Raw genomic sequence first — 12,088 nt, forward strand, 5'->3', positions numbered from 1 at the left:
CGTCCAGTGCCGAATCGCGGTAACCCACGAACAATTCGGGACCGCGGCTGACGATCTGGCCGTGACTGCCCGCAGGGAGGTCTTTTAGTGCGTCGTCCACGATCCGGATCTCGACGCCATCGAGAAGCCGGCCGTCGGTGTGTGCACGTTTGGCCAGGGTGTCCTCGGAGGAGCCCCCGCTGATCGAGGGATGCTCGCTGGAACCGTAGGCGCGGAACGCCATGATTCCGTGCCGGTGGGCCCGCTCGATCACACTTGGCGGCACGCTGGCGCCGCCGACCCCGTATTCACGCAGGCTGGAGAGGTCGATCTCGCCCGCGAGGTCGAGCAGCGTGGTCAGGAAAAACGGTGTTCCACCGGTTGCGGTGACCCGGTACTCGTTGATGAGACGGGCTGCCGTTGCGGCATCCCAAGCATCCATCACCACGTGCGTCATTGCCTGCAGCAGCATGCGCAACAGCCCCAGGGTGCCCGCGATGTGGCCGGACGGGAATGCCGCAAGTATGACGCTGTCGCCGGCGGCGCCAGTCAGGCGGGTGCGCAGCTCCGCGAGCAGGGTGGTGTGGGTGTGCTGCACGCCCTTGGGCTGCCCCGTCGTGCCTGAGGTGTAGACCAGCAGGCAGACGTCATCTGGTGCAAAAGCCGATGCCGCACACAACGGGTCGCTTCTGTTCACCAGTTGCGTCCAGTCGAGGTATCCCTGCGGCACCGAGTCGCCGATGACGGCCACCGACAACAGGGCTGGACAGTCGCCGAGGCGGTGCAGATCGACGAGGTAGTCCCGGCGGCCCAACCGATCCGGCGTCACGAGCAGCCGGGCGCGCGACTCCCGCAGGATGAAGCCCAGTTCCCGCGGACCGTAGCTGGGCACTACCGGTACCAGTACGGCCCCCGCGAGCACCGCGGCCGCCTGTGCGACGACCCCTTCGATCCGGCTCGGTACCTGGACTGCGACAGAGTCGCCAGCCTGGACGCCGAGGCCGCGGAAGGCCGCCGCGCCGCGGGCTGCCCGGTCGACGAGGTCGGCGAGGGATACCGACTCGCTGCCCGCGGCGCTGTGGAAGATGATGGGGAGGCCGGGTCGTGCGGCGGCCGCGGCCAGGATTGCGCGCGGCAATGTGAGTGTTCGGTCAGCACCGGTCGCGGAGGGCCGATGGCCCGGATCGTCCGCCGACACCGTTACTGCCGGATGTCTGCGAAAGCGGCTGCGCCGGTGGCGATTACCATGCCGTCGCGGCCTTCGTCGACCAGGGTGAAGCGGATCACCACCCGCCCGTCGGGCCCGGCCCATCCTTCCGTACGCACATGGAAGGGGCCGGTGCGGCCGGGACTGACGAAGTGCACATCCCAGTCGCGAACCTGGACAGCGTCGGTCTGAGCCAGCTCGGCGGCCAACTCCATGGCGGCGGCCTCGAACGCCACGTGGATCGGACCTAGGTGCAGCGACGCCGAGGTAGAGGCGTGGCGGGAGGTGAGGGCCGGTAGTCGCCAACCGTCGGAACTCCGCCGTGCCCCGAAGACCACGTGCAGCGGCGGAAGGTCGGCGGTGTCGGGTATCTGCGGGGGGACGTCCACCGGTCGAAACGATTCAGGGGCGTCGCCGAGGGTGACGCCGACCCCGGTGGTGATGGCGATAGTCCGGGACGAGTCGGCGGCATCGGTGATCAGCGAGCGGCTGAATCCCATCTTGGCGCCTCGGCGCACCGTGCTGCGGGACACCCGGATCTCAGCGACGGCGCGCGCGTCGTCGAGGATGTGCAGTCCGTAGGTGACGGGTGCGGGGATCGCCTCGCGATCACGCCAACCGCCGGTCTCGGGCGCGGCGATAGCCAACGGAGCCGCCATGATCCCGCCCGTGCTATTCCGCATATCGCTGCGCAGCCGCACTGTGTCGGGATCCACAGCCTGGTTGAACGCCCTGCCGAGGTACCAGTAGGTGATCAGGCCATCGGGGCCCATCATCTCCCGCAGACGATCCCAATACTGCTCGACCGGCCCCTCGCGAATGTCTCGGACCACGCTGCGATGCCTCCTCCTCGGCTTGCCTAAGCACCGATCTATGCCCCGCAGCGGCCGAGAGGGCTCCTGGACGGCAACTTCATCACCGCTGGATGCAATGGTTGTGTTGTTTTTCTAACAGTACTCATACTAGTTTTGGAAGCATGACGTTATCGGATTGGGAGCGTGGACCGTGCATGTCTGCGGTCTGGCTAACCAGCCGCCCGGTGATTGAGGGTGATTGTGGATCTTGATCTGACACCGGATCAGGAGTTGCTGCGGGATACAACCCGCAAGTTCCTGCAGGCGACTGTTCCGTTAACCGCGGTTCGGGCGCTGGCCGGGGACCCGGCCGGGTTTGATCGCGGGTGGTGGCAGCGCGGTGCCGAACTCGGCTGGACTTCGCTGCTCGTCGACGAGCAGCGAGGCGGAGGAAGCATTTCTGGCTTCGGGCTGCGCGATCTCGCTCTGATCGCCGAGGAGATGGGTGCGATGGTGTCCCCCGGGCCGCTGATCGCCACGAATGTGGTCGCGCAGACCTTATCGCGGGACGCCTCCGATGAGCTCGCCTCATGCGTCCTGCCTGGCCTGCTTTCCGGCCAGAGGGTCGCCGCCTGGTGCGTCGCGGAGCCGGGCCGCGAGGTCACTGCGGACGGAATGACCCTGCGGGCGCGTCGCGACGGCGCCGAGTTCGTCCTGGACGGGATGAAACGACCCGTGGACGCCGGCGGGCAAGCCGACTGGCTCTTGGTCACCGCAGTGGCGTCGGAAGGGCTGTCCCAGTTTCTCGTGCCGGCGTCGGCACCCGGCCTGCAGATCACGCCCCTGCGCGGCCTCGACCTGGTCCGCAAACACGCTGAGGTCGGATTCGACGGCGTGCGCGTGCCGGCTTCGGCGGTCGTGGGTGTCGTGGGCCGCGCCTCGGCGTCGTTCGAGGCCCAGCTGCAGACCACCCTGGTGCTGCAGTGCGCCGAGATCGTTGGCGCCACCGACCGCGTCTTCGACTTCACCGTCCAATACGCCTTCGACCGTTCGTCCTTCGGTCGCGCGCTCGCGTCCTATCAAGCACTCAAGCATCGCTTCGCTGACATGAAACTGTGGCTCGAGTCCGCCCACGCCATCACCGTCGACGCGACCAGGGCAGTCCAGGACGGCGGCCCTGAAGCAGGCGAGGTCGTTCGCATCGCCAAGGCGTACGTAGCCGAGCGATGCCCAGAACTGATCCAGGACTGCATCCAGATGCACGGCGGGATTGGGGTGACCTGGGAGCATGACCTGCACCTCTATCTGCGTCGCGTCGTCGTCCATCGACAGACCTACGGCGATCCACTGCACCAGCGCGACCGCGTGGCGATCCTCGCCGACAGATAAGGAACAACCATGACTGTGACGACGGCGGCACCCGGGGGGCTGGCAGCAGGAGACCTCGGCATCTTCCGCTCGCGAGCCAAGGAATGGGTGACCGCGAATCTGGAACCCCTCAACGGCGCCGACCCCTACCTGGGACATGCCACCGACGACGCCGATCACGTCTTGCGCGCCAAGGCGATTCAACGCAAACTCTTCGACGCCGGGTTCGCCGGACTGTGCTATCCGGTCGAGTACGGCGGACGGGGGCTACCGGCGGAATACCAGGACGCGTTCATCGACGTGACCTACGGCTACGAGCTGCCCCGGCTGTTCAACACACCCACCTTCACCATCATCTTGCCGACCATCCTGGATTTCGGCACCGAAGCCCAGAAGACACGGTTCATCCCCGCCGCGCTCAAGGGTGAGGAACTGTGGGTCCAATTCCTCTCCGAGCCGACCGGCGGATCCGACCTGGCGGGAGCCCTGACTCGGGCTGACCGCCGCGGCGACGTCTTCCTTCTCAACGGCTCGAAGATCTGGAGCACGTACGCGTGGAAGTCGGATTATGCGTTGTGCGTCGCCCGCACCGACTGGGATGTGCCCAAGCACAAGGGGCTCAGCGTTCTCATCGTCAAGGTCCATCAACCGGGGATCACCATCAGCCAAATCAAACACGTCGACGGAACTGACGAATTCTGCCAGGAGTTCTTCGATGACGTCGCCATCCCCGCCGATCAGGTCCTCGGTCAAGTCGACGACGGATGGAATGTCGCGTCGCGGCTGCTGCTGCACGAGCGGGAGGCGATGAGCGGTTCTTCGCCGTATGCGATGGCGCCGCGCACCGCCGCCCACGAGAATGACCAGGTCAGCGCCGCAGCACTCGCGCAAGACTTCGGTGGCACAGCCGACGCCCGAGTGCGGCAGCTGATCGGGGAAGCGCGGGTGCTGACACGCGTACACACCGCGCTCGTAGGACGCATCGCCACGTCCATCCGCACCGGTCGTCTCCCGGCTGCGGGCGGATCGATCCCTCGACTGTCCAATGGCTTGATGCGGGTCAGGCTTGCCAGCATTGCGCTCGAGATCGCAGGCGATCGTGCCGTCGCGTGGTCGGACGACGATCCGACCGGCGATCTCGGCGTGGCCTACCTGGGCCGCCAGGGGCCCTGCATCGGCGGGGGCACCACCGAAATCACCCGCAACATCATCAGCGAACGCGTACTCGGGATGCCGCGTGAACGCGCGGAGGACCTGGATCGCCCGTTCCGGGATGTGCGGACCAACGCAGCAGTCCCACGAGACCAATCATGAACAACACAGGAGCAATCATGGGCAAACTCGACTTTCCGGTATTCGACGCCGACAACCACCTGTACGAAACTCAGGACGCCTTTACCCGACATTTGCCCGCCAAGTACGACGGGCTGTTCAAATACGTCGAGGTGAATGGGCGCACCAAGATCGCCGTCGACAACGTGATCAGTGACTACATCCCCAACCCCACCTTCGACGTCGTCGCGCGCCCCGGAGCGTTCGCCGAATACTTCTCGGGCAACAATCCCGACGGCAAGTCGCTGCGAGAGTTGGCAGGCAAGCCGATGCGCACCGGTGAGGAATTTCGCACCGCCGAACCGCGTCTTCAGTTGCTCGATGAGCTCGGACTCGATGCGGCGCTGATGTTCCCAACCCTGGCTAGCCTGCTCGAAGTCCGCCTCACCGACGACCCCGATCTGACCTGCACGGTCATCCACGCGTTCAACCAATGGCTTCACGACGAGTGGACGTTCAACTACCGCGACCGGATCTTCGCCACCCCGATCGTGAACCCGTGCATCCCTGAGCGCGGCGTGGCTGAGCTTGACTGGTTGCTCGATAGGGGCGCGAAAGTCGTGTTGATGCGGCCCGCGCCGGTCGCCGGCCACCGTGGAACACGGTCTCCGTTTCTGCCGGAATTCGACGCGTTCTGGGCAAGGGTGGCCGAATCCGGCGTGCTGGTCACACTGCACGCTTCGGACTCCGGTTACCAGCGGTACATCAACGACTGGGAGGGCACCAACCGGGAAACGCTGGCGTTCAAGCCCAACCCGTTCTATGACGCCGTGTCGCCCGGGCGGGCCATCAACGACACCATCGCCGCAGCGATCTGCCATGGCATGCTCAGCCGATTCCCGGCCGTCAAACTCGCGAGTGTGGAAAACGGTGGCAGCTGGGCGATCTCGTGCCTCAAGGCATTGGAGAAGACGTACCAGAAGATGCCACGCGAATTCTCCGAACACCCCCGCGAGGTATTCCTGCGGAACTTGTACATCAACCCTTTCTGGGAAGACTCCATCGAGGATCTGGTGAACCTCATGTCGCCCGAGCACATCCTGTTCGGTTCTGATTACCCCCATCCTGAGGGGATGGCTGACCCGCTGCAGTGGGCGAAAGAAATGGGTGACCTGTTCCCTGCTGTCGACGTGCGAAAGATGATGGGTGGAAACATGTTCGACCTTCTCAGCTTGCCCCATCCAGGCCATTAGGCCGACGCCGACGCCGGATTGTGCTGTATGCCGCCGCAGATAGATAGGCTGGTTCAGCTTTAGCATGTTAATCTCAATGAGCGGCACTATGACGTGTCGTGCTGGTAGAACATCATCGGCGCACCGTGGCAATCCGGTAGACGTCAGCGGACTACGAGAGGGGCCAAATGAGGCTTAGCGCCCCGTCGTCCTCTTCCCGCGGCCCTGCCATCTGCCAGAAATCGAGCAACACCCTGTTCTTCGAGGAACGTCATGACTGACCAATCGGGTGTGGCCCAGACCTTGACCTACCGGCACGACGGGCTGGCGCTGGCATATTCCGTCGTGGGCGATGGGCCACAGCCGATCTTGTTCGTCCATGGTGCGACCGCGACCGGTGAATTCGAGTGGGCGGCCCTGGCCGCCGCCCTAGCTCCGGGCTACCGTTGCATTCTGCCCGATCTGCGCGGCCACGGCCGATCGGAATTCCGCGCCACGGCCTCGACGGGGGACGCGGTCCGCGCCGATCTGCGTTGCCTCATCGACCACCTGGACCTAGGCCGCCCGCACATCGTCGGCTTCTCCTACGGAGCCGAGATCGCGCTGACGCTGGAGCTGGACGTTGCGGGCACGGCCCGATCCCTGATCCTCATCTCCCCGGGAACCGGGCGCCCCAGCGACTATCGCGTTCCACGCCTTGAGTATCTGCACCGCACCTGGCCCTTCACGCTGCGGCGCCTGCACGAGGCCACACATGGGCCCGACCATTGGCGCGACCTGGTCACGGCGCTGCACGAGGACAGCGTCGGCCGTCCCGAACTGTCGGACGACGCGTTGGCCGGCATCGCGTGCCCGGTGCTGCTGATGGCGGGCGACGGTGACGAGCCCACACGTCAGCAACAGGGTCGGCGGTTCGCGCAACTCAATGCGCGGGCACGGTTCGTCGAGATCGTCGGCGCGGCGCATTCGGCCCACCAGAAATGCCCGGATACGGTGGGGCAGGTCATCAGTGACTTCCTGGCCGAAGTCGACCTTGAGAGAGCGGGGAACCATGGTGCGGTCAACTGAGGTGAAACCGAAGAAGGACCAGCAGCCCGCAGAGGTGCACGTACCGAGTTGGCAGCGGGACAGTGTCGACCGGTCGCTGCGCAACGCCCGCGCACGCGCCCAAGCGCGCAGTGACCGCTTCGTCGCGGCGGCGATCGAGCTCCTTGGCGAGCGAGACGAAAGTGACTTCACCATTCAGGACGTCGTCGACCGCTCCAACATGTCGCAGCGTACCTTTTACACATTCTTCGATGGCAAAGACAGTCTCCTGTTGGCCGTCTACGAGACGATTCTGCGCACCACCGCGTTGCCGATTCTGCGGGAGCGGTGCGAAGGCGTCAAAGACCCGGTACTGCGGCTCAAAGCGCTGTTGGAAGCGATATCGGAGATCACGGCGATGCCGCCCCGGCTGGCGCGCGGGCTCAGCGTCTTGCACCTGCGACTGACTGAATCGCGGCCGAACGACCTCACCCGCGCTCTGGAGCCCCTGCACTCTCTGATCGTCGAACTGCTTAATGACGTTGCCGATGCTGGCCTGCTGCGGGAGGACGTCCCGCTAGCCACCCAAGCCGCGCTCCTTCAGGAACTGCTGCTGGCGACCTCGCACTCGGCGGTGCTGTCCGGTGGGCGGTCGACCACTGTGGACGACCTGTGGGCGTTCTGCTCGGCGGCCATCCTCCGCGCGGCGGACTGACGGCGCCGGCGCCTCTCAGGTCACCGCACCGCTGATCTTTAGGTCGATCAGTTCGTCGTCGGACTTACCGAGGGCGCGCAGAATCTCATCGGTGTGCTCGGCGAATTGCGGGGCCCGTGTGATGTGCGCGGGCTTCTCATCGAACTGCACCGGGTTAGCGACCAATTCCCGGGTGGTGCCCTCGCTGTCGAGCACCTCGGCGATCAATCCGTTGGCCCGCACAGCGGGGTCCTGCCCCACTTCCCATGGATTTTGCGCGACGGCCCATTGCCCTTCCATGCTTGCGAACCGCGCGACCCAGTCGGCCAGGGGTTTGGCGGCCAGCACATCCTGCACGATGTCTGCCGCCACCGACGCGTTGCCCATCAGTGCCTTGGTCGTGCCAAACCGCTCGTCGGTAATGAGGTCCTCACGGTCGATGTACCGACAGAACTCCGGCCAGAAGCGCCCTGGCTGGAGCATGGCCAGGACGAGCCAACGGTCATCCGCGGTTCGATAATTGCCGACCAGCGGGTTGGTGCGAGCCGAATTGCCGGGCTCGCGTCGCGCGGGTGGGCCGCCCTCCAGAAGTGCGAAGCTCACCGAGAGCGCGTTCGCCCATGCGCCGACACCAAGCAACGACACGTCGATGACTGACGTCTCGCCGGTGCGCTCTCGGGCGAACAGTGCGCTGGCGATACCCCCGGCGATGGTCATCCCGCCCAGCGAGTCGCCATAGGCTCCGGCGGGCATCACGCAGAGGCCGTCGTAGTCCACCGGGGTGGTGCCCAACGCGCTGCCGGCCCGGGCCCAGAAGGCGGTGCTGTCGTAGCCGCCCTTTTCGCTATCGGGGCCGGTCGCGCCGAAGCCGGAGCCGCGGACGTAGATGATGTCGGGGTTTATCTTTCGGACGTCCTCGACATCGATGCCCAACCGGCGGCGCGCCCGGGGGAGGAAGTTGGTGAGGAACACGTCGCTGGTGCGGATCAGTTCGTGCAGAACCTGCAGAGCCTCAGACTTTTCCAACGCCAAGCCGATGCTGCGTTTGCCCCGGTTGGGGTGTTCCATCAAGGGGGCGAAGGATCCGCTACCGACCGGCATGCCCATGAGAGCGCTCAGACCGCGTTGAGCGTCACCGGTTTCAGCGTGTTCGACCTTGATGACGTCGGCGCCCCAGTCGGCCAGCACCGCGCCCGCAGCCGGCACGAAGGTGAATTGCGCGACCTCCAGCACCTTCACGCCGTCCATCGGTCGAATCACTTTGTCTCCTTGTTGGTTTCAGATTTACGCCGGTGCCGATTCAGGTGCTCGACGGACGGACATGGACCACGTCCATCATCACTTCACGAGGCCGTGTGATGACGTCATGCAGCACGTCGGCGACCGTGGTCGGGGCGAGAAGCTGGGTGCCGCTCATCCGGGTCAGGTAGCCGTCGGCCTCCCACAGCGGCCAAGCCTTTTCGAGGTCGCCGGGGCTGAAGTTCTCATGTATTCCGGTGTCTGCGACCGCGCCGAGAACGACCAAGGTCACGCGGATACCCTCTCGTCGCAACTCCTTGCCCATCGCCTTGGTGAAGCCGTTGAGTCCACTCTTGGTAGCGGCGTAGAGGGTCATCATCGGCATGTCGTCGAGGGTGATCTCCGAGGAGATATTCATGATGTCGCCGCCGCCCGCCGCGCGCAGCAGCGGAATTGCCGAGCGGGTGGTGTAGATCGCCGCCACCAGGTTGGTGTTGACCGTGACGGCGATGTCTTCGTCGGCGGCTTCTTCGATGAGCCGGATACGGCTGGCTCCTGCGGAATTGATCAGCACGTCGATGCGGCCGAACTGCGCCGCGATCTGGTCGAAGGCGGCGTTGACGTCGTGACTGCTGGTGACATCGGTGACGATCGGGACGGCGTTCTCCCCGATGATTTCGACGACCTCGTCGAGAAGTAGTTTGCGGCGCGCCAGCAGCACGACTGTGGCGCCGTCGCGTGCAAGGCGAATCGCGGTGGCCCGGCCGACGCCCATCGATGCGCCAGAAACCACGGCGATCCGGCCCTCCATGCCTTTCGACATCACACTCCCCGTCTTCGTGTCAGTGGAGCTAACGTAATATGCGGACGGCCTTGCATTAGCAGCGCACCTGTTCCTTGCATAGAATGCAGATTACGTTCTACCATGACGCGCACGTGATAGTCATCACCTGGCCCGAGAACTCGCGCCGGCATAGCTCGGAAGGAGTCGGTTGTGGTCACAGACGTCACCGGCAAAGAGGCGAAGGACTGGGCGTCAGAACATCTGCACGGCAACTGCAGTTCGCTCTACACCCCGTTCAGTGGTCTGGACGGGGATGACATCGACTACGAGGCGTTGCGGACACTGGTCCGGTACTGCCTGGTCGATCTGGACCAGGACGGCATCTGGCTGACCGGCGGCATCGCCGAATTCTGGTCCCTTACTACCGACGAACTCAAAGAGGTGGCCCGGGTGGCCATCGAGGAGGCCCGACGGGTCAAACCCGATGCCCTTGTGCAGGTGATGTCGAGTACCGACACTGCCAAGCAGGCCGTCGAGCTCACCCTCAACGCCCAGGAGTTGGGCGCCGACATCTGCTACATCCTGACGCCCTATTTCGAGTGTTCAGGGAAGCCCGGCGTACTCGAGTATCTGCGCTACGTTGCCGACCGCACCGACATGCCGCTGGGCTTCTTCAACTCCCACTCGACGGGGCTGGTGCTCACACCCGAAGAATGCGTTGAGCTCTACCATGAGATCCCCGCATTGTGCGGCCTCAAGAATGGGTTGCTCGACGCCGAGCACAGCCTGGCCGTGCACAAGCTGGCACCGGAAATGGTGCTATGGGAGGCGGCCGACGAGGCCGGGATCCGGTTGGGGATACCGCACCCGGGAGCGCTCGGTTCGGCGCTGTATCTTTACGAGAAGCCGGGAGCGCCGTTGTTCAGTGAATGGCGAGAACTGTTGGTGCAGGGCGATTTCGAACGTGCCGACCTCTTCGCCGCTGATACCGGTCTGACCGCCATGCGTGAGGCAAGCCGCCGTTACCAATCCCATCCCGCCCGCCCCGGAATGTTCACGCACTGGGGAGCCGGCTTCAAGTTCGGCGCGTCGTTACTCGGGTTGCCTGTCGGCGACCATCCCGCGCGGCCGCCGCAGACTGCGTTCCCCGACGACCTGACGCCGCCGATCCGTGAGGCGTATGTCGCCTCCGGGTTCATCGACTCCTGAGAACGGAGCGACGTCGTGGATGTGCGCGAATTTCGCGCCGGGGTGCAGGCGTGGATCAACGACGTCGGAGAGCCACTGGTACCCGCAGTCGAGGACCAGAGTGGCCAGAGTGTGGGTGCCCAGCTGAACCACCAGCGTCACGTGCAGCGGCTGCTGTTCGACGCCGGTTGGATGCGCTGGGGATGGCCGGAGCGGATCGGTGGCTTCGGGGGCTCTCCGATCCTGCGCGCTGTTCTCGGTGAGGAGCTCACCAGCCGAGCGTTAGTGCACACCACGTCCTGGTCGATGCACGAGGTGCTCGGGCCTGCGGTGGCCGAGTTCGGCCGACCCGACGTGGTCGAGGACATCTTTCCGCTGTTATTGCGCGGCGAGGAATTCTGGTGCCAGGGGTTCTCCGAGCCCGACGCAGGCAGCGATCTGGGATCGATGCGGACGACTGCCCGCCCCCACCGCGACGGCTGGGTCATCAACGGCGAGAAGCTATGGACCAGTTGGGCCCACCACGCCACCCGGTGCGTCGTGCTGGCGCGCACCGGCGGCCCGGGATCCCGTGGTGTCAGTGCCTTTTTGGTCGACATGGACACACCAGGGGTGACCGCGAGCCCTCTGGAGACGATGGCCGGCGTCGACGAGTTCTGCTCGACGTCGTTCGTCGAGGTCGAGGTTCCCGCGCAGCGTCTGCTCGGCGAACTCGACGCTGGATGGAGGGTCGCGCAATTCATTCTGTCGTGTGAACGCGGCCCGATCTTCTGGCAGCGCGGCGCCTGGCTCGCCCACCACCTGGGACTGCTCTTGGATACCCCGCTAGACGGGCGCTCCGCGTCGGCGGTGGGCGGGGCCTTTCAGCTGTTGTGGGCCTTCCGCTCCACGTCGAAGAGCACGCAGGACCGGATCGCTGCGGGTGAACTTCCCGGCCCGGAAGCGTCGGTGGACAAGATCATGATCGCGGCCGCCGACCAGGCCGTGTTCGATGTGGCGCGCGAACTGCTGCGCGGCGATATCGAAACCGATGACAGCGCGCGCAGTCGGTCGTGGCGCCGCGAATGGGCGTACTCGCGCGCCGCCACCATCTACGGCGGCACCAGTGAGATTCAGAAGGACATCGTGGCGTCGCAGCTGCTCGGATTGCCGAGAAGCGCGTGACGGAGGCCTCCATTATCGATGCCGCAGAGCGCGTCCTGATGGCGGAGACGCTCCGCAGACTGGCGGACGAGCTCGACGGGGCCGAACTCGAGCAGGCACTCGAGGCGTTCGGGTTCGCCGACTTGCTCACCGAGGCGCCCC

At 65.3% G+C, this 12,088-nt stretch carries 11 protein-coding genes; 7 read left to right on the top strand and 4 right to left on the bottom strand.

The genetic code is table 11. The features are described 5' to 3' along the window. Together QOC76_RS14060 and QOC76_RS14065 are read right to left on the bottom strand one after the other, a co-directional pair. On the bottom strand, positions 1 to 1,117 hold a 1,117-nt coding region (locus QOC76_RS14060; RefSeq protein WP_526357452.1), incomplete at its 3' end, for an AMP-binding protein. A 62-nt stretch (positions 1,118 to 1,179) separates the two neighbouring features. Further along, a complete protein-coding gene (locus QOC76_RS14065) occupies positions 1,180 to 2,019 on the bottom strand; it encodes a hypothetical protein (RefSeq protein WP_526357453.1) in 840 nt (279 codons plus the stop codon). Positions 2,020 to 2,241: 222 nt separating this feature from the next. Between QOC76_RS14065 and QOC76_RS14070 the strand changes: the two genes are divergently transcribed. The 5 genes from QOC76_RS14070 (at position 2,242) to QOC76_RS14090 (ending at position 7,593) form a co-directional block, all read left to right on the top strand. Next, entirely contained in the window at positions 2,242 to 3,369 is a 1,128-nt protein-coding gene (locus QOC76_RS14070; RefSeq protein ID WP_526357454.1) for an acyl-CoA dehydrogenase family protein, read from the top strand. Positions 3,370 to 3,378: 9 nt separating this feature from the next. Further along, positions 3,379 to 4,662 carry an acyl-CoA dehydrogenase family protein gene (locus tag QOC76_RS14075; protein ID WP_526357455.1) on the top strand — a complete coding sequence of 428 codons (1,284 nt, stop codon included), beginning with the start codon at positions 3,379 to 3,381 and terminating at the stop codon, positions 4,660 to 4,662. A gap of 17 nt (positions 4,663 to 4,679) precedes the next feature. Further along, positions 4,680 to 5,873: an amidohydrolase family protein gene (locus QOC76_RS14080; RefSeq protein WP_526357456.1), complete on the top strand. Its 1,194-nt coding sequence runs from the start codon at positions 4,680 to 4,682 to the stop codon at positions 5,871 to 5,873. Between the two features lie 252 nt (positions 5,874 to 6,125). Next, entirely contained in the window at positions 6,126 to 6,920 is a 795-nt protein-coding gene (locus QOC76_RS14085; protein ID WP_526357457.1) for an alpha/beta fold hydrolase, read from the top strand. Next, entirely contained in the window at positions 6,904 to 7,593 is a 690-nt protein-coding gene (locus QOC76_RS14090) for a TetR/AcrR family transcriptional regulator (protein WP_526357458.1), read from the top strand. The genes QOC76_RS14085 and QOC76_RS14090 overlap by 17 nt, the downstream gene beginning before the upstream one ends. A 15-nt stretch (positions 7,594 to 7,608) precedes the next feature. On the opposite strand, the gene QOC76_RS14095 is transcribed toward QOC76_RS14090, so the two are convergent. Both QOC76_RS14095 and QOC76_RS14100 read right to left on the bottom strand, forming a co-directional pair. Continuing rightward, positions 7,609 to 8,820, bottom strand: a complete 1,212-nt coding sequence (locus QOC76_RS14095; RefSeq protein ID WP_526357462.1) for a CaiB/BaiF CoA transferase family protein — start codon at positions 8,818 to 8,820, stop codon at positions 7,609 to 7,611. Positions 8,821 to 8,872: 52 nt separating this feature from the next. Next, positions 8,873 to 9,634: an SDR family oxidoreductase gene (locus QOC76_RS14100; protein WP_526357459.1), complete on the bottom strand. Its 762-nt coding sequence runs from the start codon at positions 9,632 to 9,634 to the stop codon at positions 8,873 to 8,875. Positions 9,635 to 9,805: 171 nt separating this feature from the next. Between QOC76_RS14100 and QOC76_RS14105 the strand changes: the two genes are divergently transcribed. Together QOC76_RS14105 and QOC76_RS14110 are read left to right on the top strand one after the other, a co-directional pair. Beyond that, entirely contained in the window at positions 9,806 to 10,804 is a 999-nt protein-coding gene (locus tag QOC76_RS14105) for a dihydrodipicolinate synthase family protein (RefSeq protein WP_526357460.1), read from the top strand. A gap of 15 nt (positions 10,805 to 10,819) precedes the next feature. Continuing rightward, on the top strand, positions 10,820 to 11,947 hold the full coding sequence (locus tag QOC76_RS14110; RefSeq protein ID WP_526357461.1) for an acyl-CoA dehydrogenase family protein: 1,128 nt from the start codon (positions 10,820 to 10,822) through the stop codon (positions 11,945 to 11,947). The last annotated feature ends 141 nt before the right edge of the window (positions 11,948 to 12,088 follow it).

It is taken from the genome of Mycobacterium sp., from assembly GCF_032159565.1.
Lineage (GTDB): Bacteria > Actinomycetota > Actinomycetes > Mycobacteriales > Mycobacteriaceae > Mycobacterium.